This is a genomic window from Streptomyces sp. NPDC012474 (assembly GCF_042955185.1).
GTDB lineage: Bacteria > Actinomycetota > Actinomycetes > Streptomycetales > Streptomycetaceae > Streptomyces > Streptomyces cahuitamycinicus.
This window is the reverse complement of sequence record NZ_JBIBEP010000014.1, coordinates 196,967-223,766: the sequence shown is the minus strand read 5'-3', so window position 1 is coordinate 223,766 and position 26,800 is coordinate 196,967. Positions and strand designations below refer to the sequence as shown.

The 26,800-nt window shown below is 72.5% G+C and carries 23 protein-coding genes; 13 read left to right on the top strand and 10 right to left on the bottom strand.

The annotated features are described in order from the left end of the window. The first annotated feature begins 7 nt into the window (after positions 1-7). Entirely contained in the window at positions 8-1,093 is a 1,086-nt protein-coding gene (locus ACFY9S_RS28100) for a dipeptide ABC transporter ATP-binding protein (protein ID WP_391133314.1), read from the top strand. A gap of 229 nt (positions 1,094-1,322) precedes the next feature. Here ACFY9S_RS28100 and ACFY9S_RS28095 read toward each other — a convergent pair whose 3' ends face one another. Continuing rightward, positions 1,323-2,678, bottom strand: coding sequence for a M20/M25/M40 family metallo-hydrolase (locus ACFY9S_RS28095; protein WP_391133311.1), 1,356 nt, complete (start codon positions 2,676-2,678; stop codon positions 1,323-1,325). Positions 2,679-2,868: 190 nt separating this feature from the next. Between ACFY9S_RS28095 and ACFY9S_RS28090 the strand changes: the two genes are divergently transcribed. Continuing rightward, positions 2,869-4,110, top strand: a complete 1,242-nt coding sequence (locus ACFY9S_RS28090) for a geranylgeranyl reductase family protein (protein WP_391133308.1) — start codon at positions 2,869-2,871, stop codon at positions 4,108-4,110. On the opposite strand, the gene ACFY9S_RS28085 is transcribed toward ACFY9S_RS28090, so the two are convergent. Continuing rightward, positions 4,094-4,543, bottom strand: coding sequence for a nitroreductase family deazaflavin-dependent oxidoreductase (locus ACFY9S_RS28085; RefSeq protein ID WP_391133305.1), 450 nt, complete (start codon positions 4,541-4,543; stop codon positions 4,094-4,096). The genes ACFY9S_RS28090 and ACFY9S_RS28085 overlap by 17 nt on opposite strands. A 172-nt stretch (positions 4,544-4,715) precedes the next feature. On the opposite strand from ACFY9S_RS28085, the gene ACFY9S_RS28080 reads away from it, so the two are divergent. From ACFY9S_RS28080 to ACFY9S_RS28070, 3 genes are all read left to right on the top strand, one after another. Then, positions 4,716-5,408: a WHG domain-containing protein gene (locus ACFY9S_RS28080; RefSeq protein ID WP_391133302.1), complete on the top strand. Its 693-nt coding sequence runs from the start codon at positions 4,716-4,718 to the stop codon at positions 5,406-5,408. Positions 5,409-5,507: 99 nt separating this feature from the next. Beyond that, positions 5,508-6,752, top strand: a complete 1,245-nt coding sequence (locus ACFY9S_RS28075; RefSeq protein WP_391133299.1) for a histidine kinase — start codon at positions 5,508-5,510, stop codon at positions 6,750-6,752. Continuing rightward, positions 6,749-7,414 carry a response regulator gene (locus ACFY9S_RS28070; protein WP_391133296.1) on the top strand — a complete coding sequence of 222 codons (666 nt, stop codon included), beginning with the start codon at positions 6,749-6,751 and terminating at the stop codon, positions 7,412-7,414. The genes ACFY9S_RS28075 and ACFY9S_RS28070 overlap by 4 nt, the downstream gene beginning before the upstream one ends. Here ACFY9S_RS28070 and ACFY9S_RS28065 read toward each other — a convergent pair. Further along, positions 7,375-7,590 carry a DUF6332 family protein gene (locus ACFY9S_RS28065; RefSeq protein WP_391133380.1) on the bottom strand — a complete coding sequence of 72 codons (216 nt, stop codon included), beginning with the start codon at positions 7,588-7,590 and terminating at the stop codon, positions 7,375-7,377. The two genes, ACFY9S_RS28070 and ACFY9S_RS28065, sit on opposite strands and share 40 nt — an antisense overlap. Before the next feature lie 210 nt (positions 7,591-7,800). On the opposite strand from ACFY9S_RS28065, the gene ACFY9S_RS28060 reads away from it, so the two are divergent. Next, a complete protein-coding gene (locus ACFY9S_RS28060) occupies positions 7,801-8,193 on the top strand; it encodes a MarR family transcriptional regulator (RefSeq protein WP_391133294.1) in 393 nt (130 codons plus the stop codon). 18 nt (positions 8,194-8,211) lie between these two features. Here the strand turns inward: ACFY9S_RS28060 and ACFY9S_RS28055 are convergent, their stop codons facing one another. The 3 genes from ACFY9S_RS28055 to ACFY9S_RS28045 form a co-directional block, all read right to left on the bottom strand. Next, positions 8,212-8,940 (bottom strand): maleylpyruvate isomerase family mycothiol-dependent enzyme, encoded by a 729-nt coding sequence (locus ACFY9S_RS28055; protein ID WP_391133291.1) that lies wholly within the window; start codon positions 8,938-8,940, stop codon positions 8,212-8,214. 55 nt (positions 8,941-8,995) lie between these two features. Next, positions 8,996-9,874: an SDR family oxidoreductase gene (locus ACFY9S_RS28050; protein WP_102910971.1), complete on the bottom strand. Its 879-nt coding sequence runs from the start codon at positions 9,872-9,874 to the stop codon at positions 8,996-8,998. Between the two features lie 101 nt (positions 9,875-9,975). Beyond that, positions 9,976-11,157, bottom strand: a complete 1,182-nt coding sequence (locus ACFY9S_RS28045) for an MFS transporter (protein WP_391133287.1) — start codon at positions 11,155-11,157, stop codon at positions 9,976-9,978. A 141-nt stretch (positions 11,158-11,298) separates the two neighbouring features. On the opposite strand from ACFY9S_RS28045, the gene ACFY9S_RS28040 reads away from it, so the two are divergent. Beyond that, positions 11,299-12,777 carry a glutamate--cysteine ligase gene (locus tag ACFY9S_RS28040; RefSeq protein WP_102910437.1) on the top strand — a complete coding sequence of 493 codons (1,479 nt, stop codon included), beginning with the start codon at positions 11,299-11,301 and terminating at the stop codon, positions 12,775-12,777. Between the two features lie 2 nt (positions 12,778-12,779). Here ACFY9S_RS28040 and ACFY9S_RS28035 read toward each other — a convergent pair whose 3' ends face one another. From ACFY9S_RS28035 to ACFY9S_RS28025, 3 genes are read right to left on the bottom strand one after another with little or no spacing between them, the layout of a single operon-like run. Continuing rightward, on the bottom strand, positions 12,780-13,889 hold the full coding sequence (locus ACFY9S_RS28035) for a Gfo/Idh/MocA family oxidoreductase (RefSeq protein WP_391133284.1): 1,110 nt from the start codon (positions 13,887-13,889) through the stop codon (positions 12,780-12,782). Beyond that, a complete protein-coding gene (locus ACFY9S_RS28030; protein ID WP_391133281.1) occupies positions 13,859-14,569 on the bottom strand; it encodes a ThuA domain-containing protein in 711 nt (236 codons plus the stop codon). The genes ACFY9S_RS28035 and ACFY9S_RS28030 overlap by 31 nt, the downstream gene beginning before the upstream one ends. Positions 14,570-14,620: 51 nt before the next feature. After that, positions 14,621-15,472 (bottom strand): methyltransferase domain-containing protein, encoded by an 852-nt coding sequence (locus tag ACFY9S_RS28025; protein WP_391133278.1) that lies wholly within the window; start codon positions 15,470-15,472, stop codon positions 14,621-14,623. Between the two features lie 77 nt (positions 15,473-15,549). Between ACFY9S_RS28025 and ACFY9S_RS28020 the strand changes: the two genes are divergently transcribed. From ACFY9S_RS28020 to ACFY9S_RS28005, 4 genes are all read left to right on the top strand, one after another. Next, complete coding sequence (locus ACFY9S_RS28020) at positions 15,550-15,981, top strand: helix-turn-helix domain-containing protein (RefSeq protein ID WP_102910433.1); 432 nt, start codon at positions 15,550-15,552, stop codon at positions 15,979-15,981. A 94-nt stretch (positions 15,982-16,075) separates the two neighbouring features. Further along, positions 16,076-17,344 (top strand): MFS transporter, encoded by a 1,269-nt coding sequence (locus ACFY9S_RS28015; RefSeq protein WP_391133275.1) that lies wholly within the window; start codon positions 16,076-16,078, stop codon positions 17,342-17,344. Between the two features lie 235 nt (positions 17,345-17,579). Continuing rightward, on the top strand, positions 17,580-18,347 hold the full coding sequence (locus tag ACFY9S_RS28010; RefSeq protein WP_391133272.1) for a carbonic anhydrase: 768 nt from the start codon (positions 17,580-17,582) through the stop codon (positions 18,345-18,347). A gap of 116 nt (positions 18,348-18,463) precedes the next feature. Next, positions 18,464-19,516 carry a substrate-binding domain-containing protein gene (locus ACFY9S_RS28005; protein ID WP_391133269.1) on the top strand — a complete coding sequence of 351 codons (1,053 nt, stop codon included), beginning with the start codon at positions 18,464-18,466 and terminating at the stop codon, positions 19,514-19,516. A 239-nt stretch (positions 19,517-19,755) separates the two neighbouring features. Here the strand turns inward: ACFY9S_RS28005 and ACFY9S_RS28000 are convergent, their stop codons facing one another. Next, positions 19,756-23,700 (bottom strand): glycosyl hydrolase, encoded by a 3,945-nt coding sequence (locus tag ACFY9S_RS28000; protein ID WP_391133266.1) that lies wholly within the window; start codon positions 23,698-23,700, stop codon positions 19,756-19,758. Between the two features lie 208 nt (positions 23,701-23,908). Here ACFY9S_RS28000 and ACFY9S_RS27995 point away from each other — a divergent pair, with 208 nt between their 5' ends. Together ACFY9S_RS27995 and ACFY9S_RS27990 are read left to right on the top strand one after the other, a co-directional pair. Then, the gene (locus tag ACFY9S_RS27995) at positions 23,909-25,195 is read left to right on the top strand and encodes an MFS transporter (protein WP_391133263.1); all 1,287 of its coding nucleotides are present in this window, start codon (positions 23,909-23,911) and stop codon (positions 25,193-25,195) included. 2 nt (positions 25,196-25,197) lie between these two features. Beyond that, a complete protein-coding gene (locus ACFY9S_RS27990) occupies positions 25,198-26,661 on the top strand; it encodes an arabinose isomerase (RefSeq protein WP_391133260.1) in 1,464 nt (487 codons plus the stop codon). The last annotated feature ends 139 nt before the right edge of the window (positions 26,662-26,800 follow it).

The window sequence follows — 26,800 nt, the reverse complement described above, 5'->3', positions numbered from 1 at the left end:
ACATGCCGTGAGCACCACCGAGCCCCGCACCGGGCAGAGCACCGACCGCCCCGCCGCCGAGAACCTCCTGGAGGTACGCGGACTGCAGAAGCACTTCCCCCTCCGGCAGGGCATCCTCTTCCAGCGGCAGATCGGGGCCGTCCGCGCCGTCGACGGCATCGACTTCTCGGTCGGGCCCGGCGAGTCGCTGGGCCTGGTGGGCGAGTCCGGCTGCGGCAAGTCGACCACGGGCCGGCTGGTCACCCGGCTGCTCGAACCCACCGGTGGTTCCGTCGTCTTCGACGGCGAGGACATCACGCACCGGCCGCCCGGGCGGATGCGGGAGGCCCGGCGCAACCTCCAGATGATCTTCCAGGACCCGTACTCGTCGCTGAACCCCCGGCACACCGTCGGCACCATCGTCGAGACGCCGATGCGGCTCAACGGCATCAACCCGCCCCAGGGGCACAAGAAGCGCGCCCAGGAACTCCTGGAGACGGTGGGCCTCAACCCCGAGCACTACAACCGCTATCCGAACGAGTTCTCCGGCGGCCAGCGCCAGCGCATCGGCATCGCCCGCGCCCTTGCCCTGCGGCCGAAGCTGATCGTGGCCGACGAGCCGGTGTCGGCGCTGGACGTCTCCATCCAGGCACAGGTCGTCAATCTACTCCAGGACCTCCAGCGGGAGTTCGGCATCGCCTTCGTCTTCATCGCCCACGACCTGGCCGTGGTGCGGCACTTCTCCGAGCGGGTCGCCGTGATGTACCTCGGCAAGATCGTGGAGGTCGCCGAGCGGGAGTCGCTCTACACCCGGCCCCGGCACCCCTACACGCACGCGCTGCTGTCCGCCGTACCCGAGGCGGACCCGGACGCCGTCGAGCGGCGCGAACGCATCCGGCTGGCCGGGGACGTGCCGTCCCCGATCGACCCGCCCTCCGGCTGCCGCTTCCGCACCCGCTGCTGGAAGGCACAGGACAAGTGCGCCACCGAGGAACCGCACCTGACCCGGGCCGAGGGCAGCCCCACGGGCCATCTCACCGCCTGCCACTACCCCGAGGAGCCCACGGTCGCCGCGCGCGAGGAGGACATCGTCCTGGACCCGGCGCTCGGCTAGGGGCTGGTGCTGCGGGACGGGGGCGATGCCGCCGTGGCTGTGCCCTGGCACGGACGCGGCGTTCGCCCCGCCGCCCGTGTCCGTGACGTCCCCGCCCGACGCCCCGGTGCCGGGCGAAGACATCCGGCCAGGAGCTTCAGCATGCGCTCGGGCAGCGGCCGCTCCCGTCCTCGCACCGGGCCGGGGCCCGGGACTCCCCCCCCCGACCGCTCGGTCGGGGGCGGAGCGGTCAGCCCGCCGCGTAGTTGCGCAGGAACAGCGCCTCCGCCACCGAGAGCCGCTCCAGCTCGTCGGGGGACACGCTCTCGTTCACCGCGTGGATCTGCGCCTCCGGCTCGCTCAGCCCGATGAGCAGGATCTCCGCACGCGGGTAGAGGGCGGCCAGCGTGTTGCACAGCGGGATGGAACCGCCCTGTCCCGCGTACTGCATCTCCTGGCCCGGGTAGGCGACCGCCATCGCCGCGGCCATGGCCTGGTACGCCGGGCTGCCGGTGTCGGCGCGGAACGCCTGGCCCTCACCGATCTGCTCGGTGCTCACCCGCGCGCCCCACGGCGTGTGCGCCTCCAGGTGCGCCTGGAGCAGCTTGGTCGCCTCGCCCGCGTCCACCCCCGGCGGCACCCGCAGACTGACCAGCGCCCGGGCACTCGCCTGCACGGACGGGGTGGCCCCGACGACCGGCGGGCAGTCGATGCCGATGACCGTGACGGCCGGGCGCGCCCAGATCCGGTCGGCGACCGTCCCGGACCCGGTCAGCTCCACACCGTCGAGCACCTTGGCGTCCCGCCGGAACTGCTCCTCCGTGTACTCCAGCCCCTCCCAGGCCGGGCCCCCGGAGAGCCCCTCGACGGTCGTCGAACCGTCCTCGGCGCGCAGCGAGTCCAGGACCCGGATCAGCGCGGCCAGCGCGTCGGGCGCCGCGCCGCCGAACTGGCCCGAGTGCAGGTTGCCCGCGAGCGTGTCGATCCGTACGCGGACGAGGGTCATACCGCGCAGGGTGGAGGTCACGGTCGGCAGGCCGGCGCGGAAGTTGCCCGCGTCGCCGATGACGATCGTGTCCGCCGCGAGCAGCTCCGGGTGCTCCTCGGCGTACCGCTCCAGACCGCCGGTGCCCATCTCCTCGGAGCCCTCGGCGATCACCTTGACGCCGACGGGGATCCCGCCGTTCGCCTTCAGCGCGCGCAGCGCCAGCAGATGCATGATCACACCGCCCTTGCAGTCGGCGGCCCCGCGCCCGTACCAGCGCCCGTCCCGCTCGGTCAGCTCGAACGGCGGCGTCGTCCAGGCGGCCTCGTCCAGCGGCGGCTGCACGTCGTAGTGGGCGTAGAGCAGGACGGTCCTGGAGCCCTCCGGGCCGGGCAGGTAGCCGTAGACCGACTGCGTGCCGTCGGGGGTGTCGAGCAGGGCCACGTCCTGGAAGCCCTCGGCGGCGAGCGCGTCCGCGACCCAGCGGGCGGCACCCTCGCTCTCGCTCCTCGGGAACTGGTCGAAGTCCGCCACCGACCGGAAGGCCACCAGTTCGGTGAGCTCCTCCTTCGCCCTGGGCATCAGCGAGGCGACGGTCTCGGCGACCGGATTCGACGACATGGGCACGCTCCTCGTGGGTGCGACGTTGTACGGATGCGTACTGATCGGCACGCGGTGATCGGATGGTGTGGGCGCGGCCCCGTGTAAGGGCCAGCCACGTCGGTGATCCTCCCACAGCGGCCTGCGGTGACCGCCGCCGTAGGATGCGGGAGACAGCGGCAGGCGGCTTGATCGGGAGCAGTAGACCATCGTGAGCAGCGAGAACTCTTCGGCGGACGACGTGCGGCAGGTGTGGGACGTCGTGGTGGTGGGCGCGGGACCCGCGGGCGCTTCGGCCGCCTATGCGGCGGCGGTGGCCGGCAGACGCGTGCTGCTGCTGGAGAAGGCCGAACTGCCGCGGTACAAGACGTGTGGCGGCGGCATCATCGGCCCCTCGCGCGACGCACTTCCGCCCGGCTTCGAGCTGCCGTTCAGGGACCGGGTGTACGCGGTGACGTTCTCCAACAACGGCCGGTTCACGCGCACACGCCGCTCGAAGCAGATGCTGTTCGGGCTGATCAACCGGCCCGAGTTCGACCAGCAGCTGGTCGAGCACGCGCAGAAGGCGGGCGCCGAGCTGCGCACGGGCGTCACGGTCCAGCGGGTCGAGCAGCACGGCTCGGCGGTGCCGGACCGGCGCACGGTCGCCGTGGTCCTGCAGGGCGGCGAGATCGTGCTCGCGCGGGCCGTCGTCGGGGCGGACGGCAGCGCCAGCCGCATAGGGGCGCATGTCGGGGTCAAGCTGGGGCAGGTGGATCTCGGCCTTGAGGCGGAGATCCCGGTGCCGGAGACCGTCGCCGAGGACTGGAAGGGCCGAGTGCTCCTCGACTGGGGCCCCATTCCCGGCAGTTACGGCTGGGTCTTCCCCAAGGGGGACACCCTGACGGTCGGGGTGATCTCCGCTCGTGGCGAAGGCGCCGCGACCAAGCGGTACTTGGAGGAGTTCATCGGCCGCCTGGGACTCGCCGGCTTCGAACCCGCCATCTCCTCGGGGCATTTGACGCGGTGCCGCGCCGACGACTCGCCGCTCTCGCGCGGGCGGGTACTGGTGTGCGGCGACGCGGCGGGACTCCTGGAGCCGTGGACGCGTGAGGGCATTTCCTTCGCGTTGCGCTCCGGCCGGCTCGCGGGGGAGTGGGCGGTGCGGATCGCCGAGGCGCACGACGCCGTGGACACGCGCCGGCAGGCTCTCAACTACGCGTTCGCCGTCAAGGCCGGGCTCGGGGTGGAGATGAGCGTCGGCAAGCGGCTGCTGACGGCGTTCGAGCGCCGTCCCGGGGTGTTCCACATGGCGCTGACGAGCTTGCGCCCCGCGTGGAGGGCGTTCAAGGAGATCACGCAGGGGTCGACGTCGCTGGGTGAGATCGTCCGCACGTATCCGGTGGCCCAGCGGGCCCTGACCGCGCTGGACCGCCGTCCCGCCGCGGGCGGCGAGGTCAGCTCGTCGGAGTGATCTCGAAGACCGGGTGGTCGGGGGCGATGCGGCGCAGCTCGGCGTCCGGGGAGTCGGGACCGACTCCGTTGAAGAAGACCCCGACCTCCGCCTTCCAGCGTTTGAGGTAGGCGCGCAGAATCGGAGCCTTGTCGTCGTCGCCCACCTCGGCCGCGGTGAAGGTGTCCACGCGCTTGCCGAGGTGCAGTTCGCCGCCGCCCGCGGCGCGCATGTTGCGCGTCCACTGCACATGGCCGCGGGGGGCGACCAGGTACTGCCTGCCGTCCAGGGTCAGCAGGTTGACCGGGGTGGTGCGCCACTGGCCGCTCTTGCGGCCGCGGACGGCGAGGACACGAGAGCCCCAGACGCTGATGCCGCGGCGGGTCATCCAGGCCACGATGCGGTTGAAGACGTTGACGGTGAACCAGCCGGGCTTCTGCACGTGCGTGGACATGGGTCCCCCTCGGGTGACGGCGAAGCGGCTCTCTCTTCTGTGAGCACTGCTCTCGCTCTCTCTGGTGTCAGTGTGCACGAGGTCGTCACGCCCGTGCAAGAGCACTGCTCTCGTTTTTATTCACTGCTCTGTTTTGTGTGCACTGCTCTGTTCTCGTGGGAGACTGCCCGGCATGAGCACCGCACACGGCGCCCGTGCCCGGGCCAGGATCGAAGTCACCGCGGCCATCAAGGAGGAGGCCCGCAGACAGCTCGCGGCGGAGGGGGCCGCCCGGCTCTCCCTGCGGGCCGTGGCCCGTGAACTCGGCATGGTCTCCTCCGCGCTGTACCGCTACTTCCCCAGCCGTGACGACCTGCTGACCGCTCTCATCATCGACGCCTACGACTCCCTCGGTGAGAGCGCCGAGGCGGCCCACGACGCGGCGGACTCCCCCTTCGAGCGCTGGATCACGGTCTGCGAAGCGGTGCGCGGCTGGGCGCTGGACCATCCGCACGAGTACGCGCTGATCTACGGATCGCCCGTCCCCGGCTACACGGCCCCCGACTCCACCGTGCCGGCCGCCGCCCGCGTGGGCCTGCTGCTCATCGGCATCGCCCGCGACGCCCACCAGGGCCCGGCTCCCGACCGGCCCGCGCTGGCGGACGACCTCCGTCCGGAGGCCGAGCGCATGGCCGCCGATCTCGCCTCCGACCTGCCCCCGGAAGTCGTGACGGCCCTCGTCGCGGCCTGGGCCCAGCTGTACGGGCTGGTCGGCTTCGAGCTGTTCGGCCAGTTCAACCGGGTGGTGGTGGACCGGGAGACGTTCTTCCGGCACGCGGTGGGGCGACTCGCCCGGGGGGTGGGGCTGGTGCCCGGGCCCCGGTAGACCACCGGGCCGGTGATCGCGCGTACTTCCCGGGGAGTACGCGCGACCCCCACGCCGGGGTGACGCGGCTGCGGGGGCGCGACGTCTAGCGTGGCCGGTATGGACGAGCAGCGCGCGCGGGGCGGTCCGCCGCGATGGTGGCGGCACGGACCCGCGTGGTGGGACCGGTGGGAGGGGCGGGCGCCCCGGTGGCCCTGGCGGTCTACCGCGCTCGTCACCGTGTTCGTCCTGGCCGGGTCGAACTTCGCCGCCCACGGGCAGCAGGGCGTACGGGCGGAACCGGACGTCTTCGCCCGGGTCCTGCTGCTGGTGGCCGGAGGGCTGCTGCTGTGGCGGAAGCGGCATCCGGTCGCGGTCGTGTTCGGCACGGCGGCTGCCGTCATGGTCTACCTGGGGGCCGGGTATCCCTACGGGCCGGTGCTCTTCACCGTCGCGCTGGCCTGCTTCAGTGCCGTCGTCACCGGTCACCGCCGGGCGGCCTGGGCCGCCATGGGCCTGCTCTGGGCCGGGCACGTCCTGGTGGCGCACTGGCTCTTCGCATGGCTGCCGCCCTCGGGGGACTCAGCCGTCTCGTGGGGCGGGGAGATCGTGGTGGCCACCTGGGTGGTGGCCATCGCGGCGGTGTCGGAGCTGTTCCGCGTGCGGCGCGAACAGTGGGTCCGGGAGCGGGCGGAGAGGGCGGAGGCCGCGCGGCGGCGGGCCGGCGAGGAACGGCTGCGGATCGCGCGGGAGTTGCACGACGTCCTCGCCCACAGCATCTCCGTCATCAACGTGCAGGCGGGGGTCGGCCTCGCGCTCCTCGACACCGACCCCGAGCAGGCCCGTACGGCCCTCACCACGATCAAGGACCAGAGCAAGGAGGCGCTCGGCGAGGTGCGCCAGGTGCTCGACACGCTGCGCGCCCCCGGTGACGCGCCGCGCGCCCCCGCGCCCGGGCTCGGACGGCTGCCCGAACTGGTGGAGCAGGCCGCGGGCGCGGGCCTCACGGTGGACGTCGAGGGGAAGCCGCCGCGCCTCGCCCCCGGCACGGACCTCGCCGCCTTCCGGATCGTCCAGGAGGCCTTGACCAACGTCGTACGGCACTCGGGTTCGCGGCACGCGCGCGTGCACCTCACGCACGACGAGGGTGTCCTGCGGCTGCGCGTGGACGACGACGGGCCCGCGACCGGGGACGACGCGGGCGGCAGCGGCAACGGGCTCGCGGGCATGCGGGAGCGGGCCGCCGCCCTGGGTGGCACCATCGAGGCGGGCCCCCGCCCGGACGGCGGATTCCGGGTGCTCGCCGTACTGCCGCTGGCGCCGTCCGCCCGCACATCTCCCGGACCGACACAGGAGGACCGGTGATCCGCGTACTGCTCGCCGACGACCAGGCACTGGTACGGGCGGGGTTCCGGGCGCTGCTCGACGCACAGCCCGACATCGAGGTGGCCGCGGAGGCCGCCGACGGTGCGGAGGCCGTGCGCCGGGTCCGCGAACTGCGACCCGATGTCGTCCTGATGGACATCCGCATGCCCGCCGTCGACGGCCTCGCCGCCACCCGACAGGTCACCGGCGACCCCCGCCTGAAGGACGTCAGGGTCGTCATGCTCACCACGTTCGAGCTCGACGAGTACGTCTTCGAGGCGATTCGCTCCGGCGCCTCCGGCTTCCTGGTCAAGGACACCGAGCCGGACGAACTCCTGCGCGCGGTGAGGGCGGTGGTGGCGGGTGACGCGCTGCTGTCGCCGGGTGTGACGCGGCGGTTGATCTCCGAGTTCGCCTCCCGCTCCAAGGAACCGGAGGCGGCCGGCGCCCTGGACCGGCTCACCGAGCGGGAGCGGGAGGTGATGGCGCTGGTCGGGATCGGTCTGTCCAACGAGGAGATCGCCCGCCGTCTGGTCGTCAGCCCGCTCACCGCGAAGACCCACGTCAGCCGCACGATGGTGAAGCTCGGTGCCCGCGATCGGGCCCAACTGGTCGTTCTCGCCTACGAGACGGGGCTGGTGCGGCCGGGCTGGCTGGGCTGACCTGCCGTCCGGAACCGGAGCAGCACACTGACGACCCGGGCGGCGAAGAGCACCGGCGCGAGCGCCGGACCGGCGAGCGGCTGCAGGCGCTCCGGCGTCTTCGGAAGGTCGAAGAGCAGCGCGGGCCCGGCCACGGCCCCGAACGCCACCGCCGCCGCGAAGGCCGCACTGCACAGTGCGTACCTCGAGGGACGGGAAGGTCGGCGCGAAGCCGGAGCCGACCAGCACCATCGTCGGCAGGATCACCGCCGCGGAGTCCGGGTCGAGGTCGATGCGCACAGGGAGATCAGCGCGATGGGGCGGGCAGAAGCATCGTGCGCGCGCATGATATGCAAGCGCATTTAATTCAGGTGCAACAATCTCGGTTCTCTGTTACGGTGCGGCGCATGGCTCAGCAGGCCGAACAGGCGCTCGTGGAACAGTGGCGGGACATACTGGCGCTGCATGCGCGTACGCAGTGCGAACTCGACCGTGCGCTGCACGGCCACGGTCTGTGCGCCAGCGACTTCGAGGTGCTCGACGTCCTCGCCGGGTGCCGCACCCCGAAGGGCACGCCCTCCTACCGCGTCCAGGAGATCTCCGAGCGGGTCCACCTGAGCCAGAGCGCGCTGTCGCGGCTGATCGCCCGGCTGGAGAAGGAGGGGCTCGTCGAACGCGGCATGTGCGCGGAGGACCGGCGCGGCGTGAAGGTCTGCCTCACGGCGAAGGGGCGCGCGCTGCACGGCGAGCTGCTCCCCGTGCAGCGCGCGGTGCTGGCGCGGATGCTCACCGACGGCTGATCACCCGCCGGCGGCTGCTCAGATCGCCGACGCCTCCCGCCACAGCGCCGCGAGTGCCCGGTCGCCCGTGGCGTTCGGCAGCGGCGCCCGGTTCCACAGCGCCAGATACAACTGCTCGGCAGGGCCGGACAGTTCGCACTCGGCAGCGCCGGAGGCGTCCCGCGTCGTCACGGGCGGCTCGGGCGACAGCCGTACGGTCCACACGGCGCCGGTGTCCTCCGCGCGGACCCGCAGCACGCGCGGCTCGGGGGTGCGTACCCGGCTCCTGGAGCGGGCGTGGAAGCCGCGCAGCAGTTCGTCGATGCCGTCGGTGGCGAACTCGGGAGTGACGCCGGTCGGGCCACCGCCGCGCGCGGACTCGGCGTCGACCCGGTGCACGGCCGTCTCGTGCGCCTGCCGACGGGCCCAGAAGGCCAGCGGTGACGGCGCGGGCAGGAAGGCGAAGCACTCCACGTCGGGCGAGGCGCCGGCCAGCGTGCCGACGAGGTGCCGGTGGCTGTCGCGGTACCAGGCCACGAGCTCCGCGCCGTCCAGGTCGGCGGGTTCGGCCGGCGGGCGGCCCTCGGTGAGCTGCTCCGCGACGAACGCGGCGGCCCAGCGGTGCACGGCGCCCGTGTGCCGCAACAGGTCGCGCACCTGCCAGCCGGGACACGTCGGCACCTTGGCGTCGGTCCCGGCCTCCTCGGCGGCCGCGGCCAGCAGTCTGCCTTCCGTCTGCAGTGCCTGAAGGAACTCGGTGGTCTCCATGACGCCGAGTCTGCCGCATGCGGTGTGCTCCGGGCCCCGGGTTTTCAGGCGAGCGTCACGGCAGCGGCGTCCCGCCCGTCGCGTTGACGATCTCGGCGGTGATGTACGACGCCTCCTGCGAGGCGAGGAAGACGTACGCCGGAGCCATTTCGGCGGGCTGGGCGGGCCGTCCGATGGGGGCCTGCTTGCCGAACGTCTGGGTGTCCGGCAGGGTCGCCGGGATCAGCGGCGTCCACACCGGGCCCGGCGCCACCGCGTTGACGCGGATGCCCTTCTCGATCAGCATCTGCGCCAGCCCCTGCGTGAACGTGACGATCGCGCCCTTCGTCGTCGCGTAGTCCAGCAGATGCGGACTGGGCTTGTACGCCTGCACCGACGTGGAGTTGATGATGCTGCCGCCCTCCGGGATGTGCGGCAGGGCCAGCTTGCACAGCCAGAACATGCCGTACAGGTTGGTGCGCAGCACCCGGTCGAACTGCTCGGTGGTGATCGCCTCGATGCCGTCGGGCTGGGACATCTGGTACGCCGCGTTGTTCACGAGGACGTCGATCCGGCCGAACTCGTCCACCGCACGGTCGATGAGCGCCCGGCAGTTCTCCTCCTCCCGTACGTCGCACGAGACGGGCACCGCGCGGCGGCCGGCCTCCTCGACGAGCCGGGCGGTCTCGGCGGCGTCGTCCTTCTCGTCATCCAGATGGGTGAAGAGCACGTCGGCTCCCTCGCGGGCGAACGCGAGGGCGACCGCGCGGCCGATCCCGGAGTCCCCGCCGGTGATCACGGCCTTGCGGCCGGCCAGCCGGCCACTGCCCCGGTAGGACTCCTCACCGTGGTCCGGGGGCGGGTCCATCGGCCCGGTCCAGCCGGGGTGCGGCTGGTCCTGGGAGGGAAACTCCGGGGTCGGGTGCTGCTCGCCAGGATGCTGCTGTTCGGTCACGGGTCTTCCTCCTTGGACACGTCGTACGGCCCGGTGATCGCAACGGGCGTGGCCACGGGTACCCAGGATCACCGGCATCCCCCCGGCGGCGTCTCCCCCCTTCAGCCCCCGGCCGCGCGCCGGGCGGCCGCCCCCACCAGTGCCCCCACGACCGCCGCCACCGCTGCCAGCACCGCCACGCTGGTCAGTGCGGCGGGCAGGGTGAACCAGTCCGCCATGAAGCCGATCGCGGGCGGGCCGAGGAGCATGCCCCCGTAGCCCAGAGTCGAGGCCGTCGCGACGCCGCTCGGGCCGGCGAGGGCGCCCGCGCGTTCCACCGCCACGGGGAAGAGGTTCGCCAGGCCGATGCCCGTGATCGCGTATCCGAGGAGGGCCGCCCAGAGGGTGGGGGCGAGGGAGCCGAGCAGCATTCCGGCCGCCGCGGTGCTGCCGCCGGCGACGACGGTCCGGGTTTGCCCCAGCCGTTCCAGCAACGTCGTGCCGGTCAGGCGTCCCAGCGTCATGGCGAGCGCGAAACAGGAGTAGCCCGCGGCCGCCGCACCCGCCGAGGCGTGCAGGTCCTGCTCGAGGTGCAGGGCGCCCCAGTCGGCCAGCGCCCCTTCGCCGTACGCGGTGCACCCCGCGATCACGCCGAAGACGATCACCAGCCCCCGGGTGCGGCCGTCCGGGCGGCGCGGGGCGCCTTCGGCGGGCAGCTCCCGCTCCGGAGGCTTCGGCGGTTCGTGCCGCAGCAGTGTGGGGCCCGCCGCGGCGGTCACGAGCAGGCCGACGAGGGTGAGCAGCACCAGGTGCCGCGTGGGGGAGAGGGCCCCGGCGAGCAGCCCGCCCAGTCCCGCTCCGACCATGCCGCCCAGGCTGAAAGCCGCGTGGAAGCTCGGCATGACCGGGCGCCCCAGTGCGGCCACGAGCTCGACGGCCGCGCTGTTGAAGGCGACGTTGATTCCGCCGTACGCGGCACCGAAGAGCAGCAGGACGAGGCCCAGCGTGAGCGCCGAGTGGGTCAGCGGTGGCAGGGCGACGCTCAGGGAGAGCAGGACGGCGCACACGACGGTGACCCGGTGGTTCCCGAAGCGGCGGCACAGGCGCCCCGTCAGGGTCATGGTGACGACGGCCCCGGCGGAGACGCCCAGGAGGGCGAGGCCGAGGGCACTGGCGGAGGCGCCGGTCTGCGCCTTGATGGCGGGGATGCGCACGACCCAGCCGGCGAAGACGAAGCCGTCGAGGGCGAAGAAGACCGTGAGGGCGATCCTCAGCCGGGTGAGGGAGCTGTTGTGGCCCGGCACGTCATTGTGCGTTCGGGATTTGTTTATTTGCGGCACAAACGCAGGCTAGGTGGGTGCGGTGTCGAGGACAAGGTGCGACTCTGGGACGAGACCCATCCGCTGAGGTGCGGACGTATCCGCCGAAGGAGCGCAGGAGGGCACATGGGACGTGACGTGCCGGCCCTGGTGTTCACCCGGGAGGACCGCCGTCGGTACCGGGAGAAGATGCACACCGACCTCGAGGTGCTGGCCCGGATGCTGCACGAGTCGGGGTTCGAGAGCGAGCGCCCTCAGGTCGGGCTCGAGATCGAGCTCAACCTCGTCGACGACGCCGGGCTGCCCGCGATGCGCAACACCGACGTGCTCCAGGCGATCGCCGACCCCGCCTGGTCGAGCGAGCTGGGCCGCTTCAACCTGGAGATCAACATCCCGCCCCGGCAGCTGACGGCAGGCGGCCCCGGCTCCTGGGAGCAGGCGATCCGGGACGCCCTCAACCACGCCGAGGACCGTGCCGCGGCGGTGGGCGCGCACCTGATCATGGTCGGCATCCTGCCGACCCTGGGCGAGTCGGACGTCAGCGAGTCCGCGCTCTCCGGCGACCCCCGGTACCGGCTCCTCAACGAGCAGATCTTCGCGGCCCGGGGCGAGGACCTGCGGATCAGGGTCGACGGTGTGGAGCGCCTGTCGACGTACGCCGACACGATCACTCCCGAGGCCGCCTGCACCAGCACCCAGTTCCATCTCCAGGTCGAGCCGAAGGCGTTCCCGCACTACTGGAACGCGGCCCAGGCCATCGCCGGTGTGCAGATCGCCCTCGCGGCGAACTCGCCCTTCCTGTTCGGCAAGGAGCTGTGGCGCGAGACCCGCATCCCCCTGTTCGAACAGGCCACCGACACCCGCCCCGAGGAGATCAAGGCCCAGGGCGTACGGCCCCGGGTGTGGTTCGGGGAGCGCTGGATCACCAGCGTCTTCGACCTCTTCGAGGAGAACGTGCGCTACTTCCCGGCCCTGCTGCCGCTGTGCGAGGACGAGGACCCGCAGCGGGAGCTGGACAGCGGCGGCGTCCCCCAGCTGGGCGAACTGACCCTCCACAACGGCACGATCTACCGCTGGAACCGCCCCATCTACGCGGTCACCGACAGCGGCCCGCATCTGCGCATCGAGAACCGGGTGCTGCCCGCCGGCCCCACCGTGGCCGACATCATCGCCAACGGCGCCTTCTACTACGGCCTGACGCGCGCCCTCGTCGACGAGGACCGGCCGGTGTGGACGCGGATGTCCTTCTCGGTCGCCGAGGAGAACCTGCACACCGCGGCCCGCGACGGCATCGAGGCCCGCCTGTACTGGCCCGGCGTGGGCGAAGTGCCGGTCACGGAACTGGTGTTGCGGCGTCTGCTGCCCCTGGCGCACAGAGGACTGGAGCTGACCGGCATGGACGCCGCCTGGCGCGAACCCCTGCTGGGCATCATCGAGCAGCGCTGCGTCACGGGCCGCAACGGCGCCCTGTGGCAGGCGGAGATGGTGCACCACCTGGAGAAGGCCGGCATCTCCGACCGGCGGGAGGCGCTGCGGCAGATGACCAGGACGTACATGGACTACATGCACATGAACGCGCCGGCGCACACCTGGCCCGTGGACTGACCTCAGGCGGCCCGGCCGTGCCACTGCGCCGCGGCCGTCAGGGGCACCGGTGCGGGCACCCGTGCCGATGTCGTCAGCTCGATCCGGCGCCCCTCCGCCGCCGAACGCAGCAGCGCGGTCATCGTCTCCAGTACGTGCAGGGCGAGTTCACCGCCGGCGCGCGGCGCCCGCGACGCGTCGGCCGTGAGGAAGTCGATCAGTCCGACGCCGCGTGCGCCGTCCGCGTAGCCCGCTGTCACCGGCAGGGCGCGCCACCGGGTGTCGCCGAGCGCGTGGAGGCGTACCTCGCCGTCGAAGCGGTTCGGGTCGGGCACCGACAGGGTGCCGCTCTCGCCGTGCACCTCGATCGGGGCGGCCGTGGTGGCCACGCCGTCGAAGCTCGTCGTGAGCGTCGTCAGCGTCCCGCCCACGTGCTCCAGCACTCCGGAGACATGGCTGTCCACCTCGACCGGTATGCGCTCGCCCGCGCGCGGCCCGGAACCGATCACGCGCTCGGCGCGCAGCCGCCCGGCCGCTCCGGTCACTGCGCGCACCGGCCCCAGCAGATGGACCAGGGACGACAGGTAGTACGGCCCCATGTCCAGCAGCGGGCCGCCGCCGGCCGTGTAGTAGAAGTCGGGGTGGGGATGCCAGCGTTCATGCCCCGGGGTGATCATCACGGCGGAGGCGAACTGGGGGCGTCCGATGTTCCCCGCCTCCACGGCCGCCCGCGCCGTCTGAACTCCCGTCCCCAGGACGGTGTCCGGGGCACAGCCCACACCGGTGCCCGCCCGCGCGGCGGCTTCCAGGACGGACCGGGCGCCGGCCAGGTCCGCCGCCAGCGGCTTCTCCCCGTAGACGTTCTTGCCGTGGCGGATCGCCCCGAGTGCTATCCCGGCATGGGCCGCCGGGGTGGTCAGGTTCAGCACCGTGTCCACGTCCGGGCTGCTCAGCAGTTCCTCGACCGACAGCGCCCGGGCGTCCGGAAGTCCGGCGGCGGCCGCGGCCGACCGGGAGGCGTCGAGGTCGGCGACCGCGGTGACGCGCACACCGGGATGACCCACGAGAGTGTCCAGGTAGGCGCGGGAGATGACGCCGAGTCCTACGACCCCGACGCGGTGCGCGTCGCCCACAGCATGCCCCTCTCGATGATGGTGCGGACGTCGGGGTTCTCCAGGACATCGACGCTGTGCCCCGGAGTCGTCACCACCACCCGCCCGGCACCCCACCGGCGGGTCCAGACCGCCGGCGAGGTCACCGGCCGGTGCCAGGGCTCCCACGGCCGCACCGGATGCGTGGTGGTGGCCAGGACGTCGATGAGGTCGTCGTGGAGCACCCAGTACTGCTCGGTGTCCAGGGCGAAGTCCTCGATACCCGCGGTGATCGGGTGCGTGCGGCCGGCCTCGGTGAACGTGATGGTGTGCGGCAGGAAGTTGTCGTCCGCCGCGCCCCGGCGCTCGCACGGTTCCTTGCCGGGGTGCGTGGCGAACTGGCCGCCCACCAGGTGCAGATAGTCCGAGGAGGCGCGGAACGAGTCGGCGATGCCGCCGTGCCAGCCGGTGAAGCCGGTCCCGGCCACGACCGCGGAGGTCAGCCCCGCCAGCTGCTCGCGTGTGATCTCCGACATCGTCACGCACTGCACGACCAGGTCGGTGGCGGCCAGTTCGGCGGCATCCGCGTAGATCCCGGTCGACTCCTCGATCCGGACGGCGTACCCGTTGCTCCGGAGGAAGGGCAGGAACAGTTCCGTGGCTTCGACCGGCTGATGCCCTTCCCAGCCGCCTCGGACCACCAGGGCTCTCTTCTGCGTCATCGTGATCTCACTATGCGCCGGTCGCCCGCGCTCGGAAAAGAGGGCCGGACCTCACGAAAGTTTCGCGGCGGCGGCCCGTGCCGAGACCATCCAGCAGGCCGCGGTGTAACGCACCTGCGTGCCCTGCACGAAGGGGGCGAAGGCCGTCCGGACCGCCTCGACGATCTCAGCCCGGGTCCGCTCGTCGGCCCCGGGCAGGACCGTGCCGAGCGGACCGAGCCGCGTGAAGTAGGTGACGAGGTCGGACTCGGGCAGGCCGCAGACCACGTCGAGCGGCTGGATGTCGATCCCGGCCCAGCTGCTCTCCGCCAGGATGCGGTGGACACGCTCCGGGTCCGCGAACGCGAACTGGCCCGGCTGGTCCGGCCGGCGGGCGGGCAGATCCGGCAGGAAGGGGGCCGCGGCGCGCTCGGCCGTCGTCATGAAGGGGTTCTCCTCCGGGCCCCGCCACACGACGCACCGCAGCCCCGCCCCGTCCCTCACCGTGCTCCGCAGATTGGTGAAGGCCCGCACGGGGTCGTTGAAGAACATGACGCCGAAGCGCGAGACGACGGCGTCGAAGGCGCCGGGTCCGAACGCGTACTCCTGTGCGTCGGCCTCGATGAAGGACGCCGGTACGCCTTCCCGCTCGGCGTGCGCCCGGGCCGTCTCGATCATCGGCCTCGAGATGTCCACACCGACGCAGTGACCGGACCTGCGGGCGACGGCCCGGGTGATGCCGCCCGTGCCGCAGCCCACGTCGAGCACACTTCCAGCGTGCTCGGCGGCCACCGCGTCGACGAGCAGCTCCTCGATCGGCCTGAACATCTCGTCCAGCAACTCCTGGAGATCCACCCATGCGTTGCCGGCGGGCCCGTTCCAGCGGGCGGCCTGCTCGTCGTCGGATGCACGTGAGGCGTCCATCTTCGTCTCTCCCTCTGCTTGTCTTCGCCGGGTCGGGATGACAGCGTTCTACTTCAAGTCGACTTGAGGTCAAGACAATGACAGACCTGGACATCGCCGAAGTGGCGCACCGCGCCGGTGTGCCCGCCTCGACACTGCGGTTCTACGAGGAGAAGGGGCTGATCGCCTCGACCGGCCGACGCGGGCTGCGGCGTCAGTACGACCCCGGGGTGCTGGAGCGGCTGGCCCTGATCGCGCTGGGGCGGACGGCCGGGTTCTCGCTCGACGAGATCGCGCAGATGTTCGCCCCGGACGGGCAGCCGCGGATCGACCGGCGGATGCTGTCCGCCAAGGCGGACGAACTGGACAGAAGGATCCGCGAACTGGGCGTCCTGCGGGACTCCCTGCGGCATGCCGCCGCCTGCCCCGCACCCAGCCATCTCGAGTGCGGCACCTTCCGCCGCCTGATCGACGCGGCGGCGTCCGGCGGCGTCGCCACGCCGGGACGACGGGTGCCCGGCCGCCGTTGACGGCCGTCGCGATCTTGGCCCAAAACTGGCTCGTGCTTTGCCCGATTCCCGTCGTCGCGTCCCTAACGTCGGCTGCGAACTTCGGGAGGCCACCGTGCTCGAAACCGTGAGAGGGCAGGCAGCGGGTCTGACCAAGGACCAGCGCAACGCCTTCGTCGCCGCCTATCTCGGCTGGGCCATGGACGCGTTCGACTACTTCCTGGTCGTGCTCGTCTACAGCGAGATAGCGGACGACTTCCATGTCTCCCTCACCGACATGGCCTTCCTCACCACCGCGACGCTGGTGATGCGGCCGGTCGGCGCGCTGCTCTTCGGCCTGTGGGCGGATCGCCGGGGCCGGCGCGTCCCGCTCATGGTCGACGTCGTCTTCTACTCGATCGTCGGCTTCGCCTGCGCCTTCGCGCCCGACTACACCGTGCTGTTGGTACTGCGCCTGCTCTACGGCATCGGCATGGGCGGCGAATGGGGTCTGGGCGCGGCCCTGGCCATGGAGAAGATCCCCAGCGAACGGCGTGGGTTCTGGTCGGGCCTGCTGCAGAGCGGTTACTCGCTGGGGTATCTCCTGGCCGCCGTGGCGTTCTTCCTCATCGAGCCCGTCTTCGGCTGGCGCGGCCTGTTCGCGTTCAGCCTGCTGCCCGCCCTGGTCGCGCTGTGGGTGCGCAGCAGGGTGGAGGAGAGCGAGGTGTGGGAGAAGAGCGTCGCGCTCAACCGAACCCCCGCGCACCGGGTGTTCAGGAACCCCGCGGTGCTGCGGCGCTTCGTCTACCTCGTCGCGCTGATGACCGCCTTCAACTGGATGTCGCACGGCACCCAGGACATCTACCCGACCTTCGTGAAGAAGGGCCTGGACCTGTCGGCCGACACGTCGATCGCGATCGCGGTGGTCTACAACATCGGCGCCATGATCGGCGGGGTGCTGCTCGGCGCCTACTCCGAGCGGCTGGGCCGCCGCCGGACGATCATGATCGCTGCGGCGGCGGGCCTGGTGGTGGTGCCGTTCTTCGTGCTGTCCACCACCGTCGGCTGGCTGATGCTGTCGTCCTTCCTCATGCAGGTGTGCGTGCAGGGCGCGTGGGGTGTCATCCCGGCGCATCTGACCGAGATGAGCCCCGACGCCGTCCGGGGCTTCTACCCGGGCGTCACCTACCAGCTCGGCAACCTGATCGCCGCACTCAACCTGCCGCTCCAGGAGTTCCTCGCCGAGCGTCACGGCTACCCGTCGGCGATGGCGTGGACCATCGTGCCCACCCTGGCCGTGGTGATCCTGCTGAGCGCGCTCGGCAAGGAGGCCAAGGGGGTCCGCTTCGGGAGCGGCTCGGCGGAGGCGCCGAGCGGTGCGGCGACGGGCACGGTGCGATCCTGAGGGGAGGGACCCGCTGGGCTCCCTCTACCCGTCCCGCGCGGCACCGGCCTCGTCAACAGGGCAGGGAGTCCCCCTGGCCCCGGTCACCGAGGGCCCGGACACGACCGCGTGCCGCGTTTTGGATCAGTCCTTCTCCTGCGCTGCACGAGCGTTGTACGGGCGCTAACCGTCCTCCCACAAGAGTGGAATCACCGCTTCCCACCACGGAGAGCGGCGACCGAAAGGGGACGGCCACATGGGTACCGCCGACACACCACAGCGCAGGGCCATACTGACCGGCGGGCTGGCTGCCGGCGCAGCGCTGCTCACCGCCTGCTCGTCGAAGGACACCGCCGGCACGAGCAAGGCCGCGGCCGCGGCGGGCAAGCCCTCGCCCTCTCCCGCGGCGGCCGCGCGACCGGACTCGCCCTGGTCCGCGTTCGCACGGCTGATGGACGGCAACAAGCGCTGGATCGACGGCAAGCTCCAGCACCCCGACCGCGATCCGAAGCGGCGCGAGTTCGTCGCCGAGGCGCAGGACCCGTACGGCGTGATCCTCTCCTGCATCGACTCCCGCGTCCCGCCGGAGCTCGTCTTCGACACGGGCCTCGGCGACCTGTTCGTGATGCGCACCGGCGGGCAGGTCGTCGAACCGGTCGTCGTCGGTTCCGTGGAGTACGGCCCCATGACGTCCGGCACGCCGCTCGTCGTGGTCCTCGGCCACCAGCGATGCGGCGCTGTCAAGGCGGCATACGAGGCGCTGAGGGACCGCAAGCCGCTGCCCGGCAACCTCCAGTCGATCGCCGAAGCCCTGCGGCCGGCCTACCGGGAGACCGTCAAGCGGCAGCACGCCGACCCCGTCGACGCGATGGTCCGGATCCACACCAAGCAGACCGCCGCCGACCTGCGGAACAACAACGACCTCGGGCCGCTCGTGAAGAAGGGCGACCTGGCCGTCGTCAGCGCCTACTACTCGCTCGACACCGGCCGAGTGGAGGTCCTCACCGGCGCGCCCTCCGCCTGAGCCGGGGGCCCGTGCAGACCGGGCGGGAAAAACGTTCCACGCCCGGTCACGGTATACTCGCCGCGCCCATGAAGGCCATCGTCGTGCCTGGTCGCGCGGCTGCAACAGCGAGGGGGGTGGACGCCGTTCCGGCACGCCCCGCCCGCATCCAGGACGTCGCAGCCGCCGCCGGTGTCTCGGTGTCCACGGTGTCGAACGTGCTCAACCGGCCCGAGCGGGTCACCGCGCAGACCGCCGAGCGCGTCCGCGTCGCCGTCGCCGCGCTCGACTACGTCCCCCACCCGGGAGCAGCAGGTCTGCGCACCGGCCACTCCTCCGCGATCGGGCTGGTCCTGCCCGACGTCGCCAACTCCTTCTACGCGCGCATCGCCCGGGGCGCCGCCGACGCGGCCTACGACCACGGCTACTCGCTCGTCCTGTGCCACAGCGGGGACGCCCCCGAACGGGAACAGGGGTACTTCAGCATGCTCGTCGAGCAGCGGGCCGTCGGCGTCGTCGTCGTACCGCTCAGCGCCGACCCGGGCCGGCTGGCCCGGCTGCGCGAGCGCGGCATCCCGCTCGTCCTGGCCGACCGCGCGATGCCCGACCGGGAGGGCTGCTCGGCCTCCGTCGACGACATCGCCGGCGGCCGCATCGCCGTACAGCACCTCCTCGGCAAGGGGGCCCGCGACATCCTCGTCGTCAACGGCGAGCGCGGCATACGCCAGTGCGCCGACCGCTACCAGGGCGCCCGGCAGGCCGTGCGCAGCCACCGCGAGGCCCGGCTCGACCAGGTCGTCGCCGAGCGGATGACCGTCGCCCACGGCACGGAGATCGCGCGCGGGCTGAAGGACCTGCCCGACGGGGTGTTCTGCACCAACGACTTCCTCGCCGCCGGCCTGTGCCGGGGGCTGACCGAACGCGGCGTGCGCATCCCCGAGGACGTGCAGGTCGTCGGCTACGGCGACCTCGACGTCGCGACCTTCGGGGCGACGACCCTTACGACGGTCCGGCAGCCCGTCGAGGACCTCGGCCGGGCGGCGGTGGAGATGCTGCTCGACGAGATCGAGGCCCGCGCGGACCACCTCCACGAGACCCGCGTCTTCGCCCCCGACCTGGTCCTGCGCGACTCGACCCGGCCGCGCACCGACGACCGGGGCCAGTCGTTGGACCGGGCCGCAGCAGACTGACGGTGCCGGCCGATGCCGGTGAGCGGGGTCGGGTGCGTGCCGCTGCAAGGCGGAGGAGGGCGCCGACGCGATGGCCGTCCCTCCGCGCGAGCGCAGCCGGGCGCGAGGGAAGTCGGCGAGCGACGACGACGCGGCGGATGTGTGTGCCCCACCTCAGCCGGCCGCGTCACCGCCGCTCCGAACAGCGCACCTAGCCACCGGTCCGAACAGTGCACCTACCACCGGTCCGAACAGCGCCCCTAGCCCCCGGACGGAATCCGCAGCGTCACCGGCCCCCACAGCCCCGACGGCAACTGGGACGGGAAAGCCCAGGCGGTGGGGGTGGCTTCGGCGAGGTACGGCGCCAGCGTGCCCCGGACCGTCACCTCCAGCCGGACCGTCCGCCCCGCGGCGCCGCGCAGCGGGAAACGGTACGGCGCGCAGAACGCCTCCCCGGCGAACTCCCCGTCGACCGACACCTCCACACTGCCCCGGACCCGCCCCAGATCCAGCACGGGATCGGGCCCGGGCGGCACCTCCACCGCCCGTGCGTACGTCACACCCCCGCTCCAGCCGCCCAGCCCCTGCTCGCGCCAGTCGCCCAACGCCAGCGGCGCCGGCACCGCCCGCACCCGGACCGGCCCGTGCCAGGCGGAGCCGCCCCGCAGGACGGCCGTGGGCTCGGTGACCACCTCGACCCGGGTGGGTGCCGGGAGCGGCTCGTGGAGGGTCAGCCGGTCGCCCGTCACAGCCAGTTCCTCTCCGTCCCCGATCCGCACGCGCGCGTGCAGCGCCAACGGCAGCTCCAGCGACACCGTTCCCGGCGGCACCGTGAACCGGAAGCGCTGCGGTGACGCCCGGACGTCATCGGTGGACCGCGACGGCAGGACGGCACCGCCGAGCACCGGACGGCCGCCCAGCCACGCGGTGTCCGGCAGCGGATGCGGCCGTACGGCGGCGTGGCAGTGCTGCAACTCGCCCCGCCTGCGCTCGTCCTCGACGGTCCGGCCCCGCCACGCGCCCGCCTCGGTCTCCCAGCCGGCGCCGCTGACCAGGGCCGTCACCCCGGTTCCCGAGCGGGCCACCAGATCGACGAACACCGCGTCCCGGACATCGGCGCTGTCGGCCACCACTTCCAGCGTGTGCCCGCCCGGCCCGAGTTCCGGCTCGTGCCGGAAGAACATCGGCACGGCGCCCCAGTCCGCCTCGTAGTACTCCGCCTTCTCCTGCCGCGCCACCACGTCGCCGTCGACCAGCACGGTCAGTGCCGAGGCGGCACCCACGACGAGCACCGCCCGCGTCTCACCGGCCGGTATCCGGAACGCCACGCGGTAGGTGACGCGGCCGTCGGGCCGGACTCCGTCGGGCGGGCGCATGAACCGCGGCCGGGGCCCGAACCCGCCCGGCTCCGACAGGCAGAAGAAGCTGCCGAGCGGTGTGCCGGCGGCTGCCGAGATCGACGAGGGCCGGTCCTGGGCGTCCGACAGCTCGTATTCCAGCACGTTGCGATCGCGGCGGACGGTGACCGGGGCGGAGGCCAGGTAGCCGCCGCCGTACGGGCCGAGCGGCTCCCCGTTCCACCACACCCGCTTGACCGCCTCCGCGCCGACGTGCAGCTCGGCGGGCCCCCGGTGTCCGGTCTCCACGATCGCCCGGACCCGGGCCACCGCACCGTCGGCCGGCACGGGGACGCGTACGAACTCCTCGTTCACCAGCCCCTTGGTGCCCAGCAGCCCGCCTTGGTCGAGGATGCCGCGGCTCGACGAGTACACCGCGGGGTGCCAGTCCGAGTCCGGTGGTACGAGAGGCGCTCGACCGGCCAGGATCCGCTCCGCCCACGCCGCGTCCAGCGGCTCGGGAACCCGGTCGGGCGGCACCGGGCGCAGGACCCGGACGCGGTTGCCGTAGGTGACCCGGCTCCGCTCCCACACCGCCCCCTCGGTCCACTCCATGGTCCAGATCTGCTGCTCCGCCACGGACGCTCCCGGGGGCAGGGCGAGATCGCCCCAGGTGTTGTCCAACGTGGGGACCAGCCGGCCGCGCCAGCCGGCCGAGACGTCGAGCAGCCGGACCGTCCTCCCATCCGCGGCAGGCGTCGGTCCCGGACGGCCCTCACGCCAGACGACCAGGGCCGCCGGGGCGCCGTCCAGCGGCACCTCGATGACCGAGAGGGCACCGTCGTCGGAGAGGGTGACGCGGGCCGGGCTGCTGTTGCCGGTCGCCGGGTTCCAGACCTCGGCCTCCGCGACGCCCGCCCGGACGGTGACGGACGAGGCGCGGACGGGCTCGGGAGCGGAGCCGGACGGGCGCAACGGATGCGCGCCGATCTCCGGGAAGGCGGCCGTGACCAGTGCCACCGCCTGATGCCCCTTCCGCCGGACGAGCAGCGGTACCTCGCCCGTCGCGTGCCCGGCCGCGTCGGCCAATGCCTCGGCGGCGGCCCCGGGGCCACGCACCCGTTCCAGCCGGGGATGGGCGAGCAGGGCCGCCACCACCGAGTCGTCACCGGACCGGCCCGCGGCACTCCCGGGCGGACGGCCCACGACCAGCACCCGCCCTCCCGCGTCGAGCAGTTCGGCCAGCCGGCGCGCCGTCCCTTCCTCCAGCACGCTCGCCGAGGGCAGCAGCACCGCGCCGTACGCCAGGCTCCTGAGGCGCAGGGCACCCTCGGTGGCCCGGGCGCGCTGCACCGAGTCGTCGTCGACGACGTCGAAGGAGATTCCGCGCCGGTCCAGGGCACCGGCGTGCGGCCCGAGCCAGTTGTTCGAGCCGCACAGGTCCAGGTACTGCTGCTGCGTCTCGTCGGCGAGGGCGTGGCCGTCGCCGAGCCTGCCGTCGCCGAAGTGCCGGACCGGCGCGTCCAGCGGGACGAGCGCCTGCATGGTGGCGGTCGGGTGCAGCACCGCCACGTCGGCCGCGTAACCGCCCCACGACATGATCGAGCAGATCCGGGCCACCGCCCGGGAGAACGCCGGGTACTGCCTCCAGTAGGGCTGGCGCCAGTCGGTGGAGGGCGGCGCCCACTCGAACCAGCCGGCCGCGGTGCCGAAGTAGCTGGCGTGCGGGTTGTAGAGGTTGGCGCCGCTGCGCAGGAACGGCAGCAGCCAGCCGTAGGTGTCCTCCAGCGTGCCGCCCCACCCGGAGGAGTGGAACGCCTCGATCCAGACGCGTTCGTGGCCGTAGAGGTGGGCCATGGAGGAGTGCACCTTGGCATCGCCGTGGTGGTCGCTGCCCGCGGCGCCGTACCAGCGGTGGGTGCGGAAGTAGTCGGTGTAGATCTGCGTGGACTGGGCCGGGTAGCCCGCGCGGGCGGGGTGGCTCTGGTCGCTGCCCAGCAGCAGACCGCGCTCGCGGTGCCAGGCGGCGAGCGGCCGGAACAGGGCCTCCTCGGTCAGCTCCGCGCGGACCCCGTAGTAGTCGCCGCGGATCTTCCCCTCCGGTACGCCCGCGTCGGTGCCGAAGAGGGCCGGCAGGTGGTCGAGCAGGTCGTAGCCGCGCCGGGCGCGGAACTCGTCGGCGAAACGGTGGCTCCAGGCGTTGGTGGCGGGCAGTTCGTCCTGGAAGCTGCCCGCGATGACCGTGCCCAGGTACTCGGGTACGCGGCGGTCGTATTCGTGGTGCACCGTGTCCATCAGCAGGCCGACGGCCCGCGGGTCCAGGTAGTCGAACGCGGTGGGCACGGCGGTGACGAGCCGCACCCGGGTCCCGTCGGCGGCCGCGAGGTGCCCGTCCACGGCTAGGTCGAGCCGCCGGCCTTGACGGGAGTACGCGGCCAGCGGTGTCTCGGCGTCCGGCAGGGCGACCCTGCCCCGGGAGACGCTCGCGTCCCGGCAGCGCAGGGCGAGTCCGGCCGCACCGGGGTGACGCCGCGTCACACCGCCCTGCACATTGGCGCCGGAGAACCCGATCTGGTCGTAGAACCACAGCCTTGTGCCCAGCTCCGCCGCGATCGCGCAGGCGTCCGTGAAACGCTCCCACCACTCCTCGCCGAACCACGCCGGATCGTCGGCCCGGGCCCCGAACGCCGGGCCCGCCGGGGCGAGATTGATGACGACCAGGTTGTGGACCCCGCCCTGCGCGAACGCCCGCAGCTGCCAGGCGAGTCGGTCCCGGGTGACCTTCGCACCCGACCACCACCACAGGGGAGTGGGGCCGAAGGCACGGGGCGGGTCGTCGAACAACTGCCGCAGCTCGGGGGAGATCACACACACGGTCCTTCCCCTAAAACGTTTTTAGGCCCTCTCACGGTAGGCGAGCCGGAGCGGCCACGCCATATCCCCGCCCGGCGTTCGGGGGAGCCGACGGCATGTCACCCCGACGTGCGCGACACCTTGTTGCAACGTTTTTCCCGCTCTATATTCGCCTCGACCAGGCACCCGGAACCGCGATGTCACCAGACGACGGAGTCGCATCATGGCCGGTACCCGCCCCATCCCCCCACCGCTCTGGAAGGCCGCCGCCCTGTCCGGCATGGCCTCCTATCTCGACGCCGGGCTGATCGTGAGCATCTCCGTCAACCTGGCCGTCTACCGCGACAGTTACGACATGGGCGTGTGGATGGCCGGGGCGATCAGCGCGATCGTCACCGGCTGCATCGCCGTCGGATCCCTCGTCGGCGGACGGCTAGCCGACCTCTTCGGACGCCGCCGCGTCTACAACTGGGACATCTTCTGCTTCGCGGTCGGCGCCCTCGTCATCACGCTCGCGCCGGACGACATCACCCTGCTCGTCGGTGTTCTCGTCGCCGGGCTCGCGGCCGGCGCCGACCTGCCGACGTCCCTGGCCGTGGTATCGGACGCGGCGCCCTCCTGGGCCCGGGGCAGACTCGTGGCGTTCACGCAGGTCATGTGGATGCTGGGCATCACCGTCGCCATCTTCCTCGGCTTCGTCCTGTCCACCACCGGCATGACCGGGGCCCGGCTCATCACGGGACAACTGGCCGTCGCCGCACTCGTCACCTGGGCCCTGCGGTCCCGCCTGAAACTGCCCGACGAGCCGCCGGAGACGGAGACCGGCGCCGCCCCGGAAGCCATCTCCCTGAAAGGGGTGTGGACGCGAGCCGCCCTGCTGCCCATGACCGCGACGTTCCTCTTCTACGTGACCTGGGGCCTCGGAGCCAACACCTTCGGACAGTTCGGCACCTACCTGCTCGTCACCGTCAGCGACGCCTCGCAGAGCCTCGCCACCGGAATCAACCTGGCGTTCATCCCGATCGGCGTGCTGCTGACCCTGGCCTTCGTGCGCGTCGCCGACAGCCCCTGGCGCGACCGGCTGTTCCACGTGGCCGCTGTGGTCCAGATCCTCGCCTTCGTCATCGCGTCCCTGACCGCGGGCGCACTCGTCGGCATGCTCGTCTTCTTCGTGCTGTACCAGCTCTCCAACCCCTTCGCCGGAGAAGCCAACTACAAGGTCTGGTCGCAGCTCACGCTGCCCGCCGACACCCGCGCCACCACCCAGGGCCTCACCTACGCCCTCTCCCGGGGCGTCTTCGCGGTCGCCGCCTTCTTCACGCCCGCCCTCGCCGACCACAGCCCGTCCGTCCTGCTCTGGACGATCACCGCGTGCATGACGGCGGCGGCGCTGGCGGGCGTGTTCATCATCCGCGTCCTGGTCCCGCGCTCCGCGAGAGCCGTGCCCGACGGAGCGGACCTCCGCGTCCCCAGCACCTCGCCGGCCGACCCTCTCGACAAGGAGCACTGACCATGGCAACGACCGCGGACCGCACGGCCGTACGGGCCGCCACCCTGCACGACCTGCTCCCGCCGGTCACCCGGCGCCGTACCAGGGTCGGACTGGTCGCCGGCGGACTTGGCACCTACTGGCCGCAGTTCCCCGGACTCCTCCCGCAACTGAAGGAGTCGGCCGCCTATGTCGCCGAGCGGTTCCGGGCCATGGACGCCGAGGTGACCGACGCCGGTTTCGTCTCCGACGCCCAGGAGGGCGCCCGCGCCGCCGAGCGGTTGCGGCGCGCCGACTGCGACCTGATCGTGCTGTTCCTGACGACGTACCTCACCTCCTCGATGGTGCTGCCGATCGCTCAGCGTTCGCACGCGCCGGTTCTGGTCATCGACCTCCAGCCGTCCGAGAGGATGGACCACGCCGCCTTCGACACCGGGGCCTGGCTGGCCTACTGCGGGCAGTGCCCCGTGCCGGAGGTCGGCAACGTCTTCCGGCGCGCCGGCATTCCCTTCCGGTCGGTGTCGGGCTGGCTGCGCCAGGAGTCCGCCTGGCGGCGCATCGAGCAGTGGATCCGTGCCGCGCACATCCGTGCCGCGCTCCGGCACGCCCGGCACGGCCTCATGGGGCACGTGTACCCCGGCATGCTCGACGTGCAGACCGATCCGACGCTGCTGGCCACGACGTTCGGCTCACATGTGGAGGTCCTGGAGTTCGACGACCTGAGGCACCGCGTGGAACGGGTGACCGAGGCCGAGACCCGGGAGCGGATGGCCCTCGCCCGGCAGGTCTTCACCCTCGACGAGAGCGTGGTGGAGGAGGACTTCGCCTGGGGCGCGACCGTGTCCGTCGCCCTGGACCGGCTGGTGGCCGACTTCGAGCTCGACAGCCTCGCCTACTACCACCGCGGCCTCGACGGTGAACTGCACGAGCGGCTCGGCGCCGGCATGATCCTCGGCGCCTCCCTGCTCACCGCCCGGGGCGTACCCGCGGCCGGCGAGTACGAACTGCGCACGTCCGTAGCCCAGCTCGCCTCCCAGAGCGTCGGCGCCGGAGGCTCCTTCACCGAGATCCAGGCCCTCGACTTCGAGGACGGGGTGGTGGAGATGGGCCATGACGGCCCCGCCCACCTCTCCGTCGGCGCCCGCGACCCGCTGCTGCGCGGCCTCGGCGTGTACCACGGCAAACGCGGCTGGGGCGTGAGCGTCGAGTTCGACGTCCGGCACGGGCCCGTCACGCTGCTCGGCCTCGGCCAGGACGCCGATGGCAGCCTGTCCTTCGTCACGTCCGAGGGCACCGTCGTACCGGGACCGCTGCTGGAGATCGGCAACACCACCAGCCGGGTCGACTTCGGCCGTGACCCCGGCGAATGGGTCGACGCCTGGAGCGCCACGGGTATCGGCCACCACTGGTCCCTCGCGGTCGGACACCACACGGCCGACTTCCGGGCGGCGGCGAGCCTGCTGGGCATCGACCACCGGGAAGTGTGACGGGCGGCGCTCCGTCGAGGATGGGTGTCCTCCCCGCCCGCGGATGGGTTCCGGCACCGATGGCGGCGTCACCGGGGCGCGTGTGAGGCTGGCGGCACCGCCCGGACCGCCGCACCGGCCGCCACGGCCGCGGCCCCGG

Bases quoted from the DNA above. Each gene is read 5' to 3' on its own strand.
- ACFY9S_RS28095 (WP_391133311.1), bottom strand. From the start codon at position 2,678: ATGTCGTCGAATCCGGTCGCCGAGACCGTCGCCTCGCTGATGCCCAGG.
- ACFY9S_RS28085 (WP_391133305.1), bottom strand. From the start codon at position 4,543: ATGTCCACGCACGTGCAGAAGCCCGGCTGGTTCACCGTCAACGTCTTC.
- ACFY9S_RS28080 (WP_391133302.1), top strand. From the start codon at position 4,716: ATGAGCACCGCACACGGCGCCCGTGCCCGGGCCAGGATCGAAGTCACC.
- ACFY9S_RS28075 (WP_391133299.1), top strand. From the start codon at position 5,508: ATGGACGAGCAGCGCGCGCGGGGCGGTCCGCCGCGATGGTGGCGGCAC.
- ACFY9S_RS28060 (WP_391133294.1), top strand. From the start codon at position 7,801: ATGGCTCAGCAGGCCGAACAGGCGCTCGTGGAACAGTGGCGGGACATA.
- ACFY9S_RS28055 (WP_391133291.1), bottom strand. From the start codon at position 8,940: ATGGAGACCACCGAGTTCCTTCAGGCACTGCAGACGGAAGGCAGACTG.
- ACFY9S_RS28040 (WP_102910437.1), top strand. From the start codon at position 11,299: ATGGGACGTGACGTGCCGGCCCTGGTGTTCACCCGGGAGGACCGCCGT.
- ACFY9S_RS28030 (WP_391133281.1), bottom strand. From the start codon at position 14,569: ATGACGCAGAAGAGAGCCCTGGTGGTCCGAGGCGGCTGGGAAGGGCAT.
- ACFY9S_RS28025 (WP_391133278.1), bottom strand. From the start codon at position 15,472: ATGGACGCCTCACGTGCATCCGACGACGAGCAGGCCGCCCGCTGGAAC.
- ACFY9S_RS28020 (WP_102910433.1), top strand. From the start codon at position 15,550: ATGACAGACCTGGACATCGCCGAAGTGGCGCACCGCGCCGGTGTGCCC.
- ACFY9S_RS28010 (WP_391133272.1), top strand. From the start codon at position 17,580: ATGGGTACCGCCGACACACCACAGCGCAGGGCCATACTGACCGGCGGG.
- ACFY9S_RS27995 (WP_391133263.1), top strand. From the start codon at position 23,909: ATGGCCGGTACCCGCCCCATCCCCCCACCGCTCTGGAAGGCCGCCGCC.
- ACFY9S_RS27990 (WP_391133260.1), top strand. From the start codon at position 25,198: ATGGCAACGACCGCGGACCGCACGGCCGTACGGGCCGCCACCCTGCAC.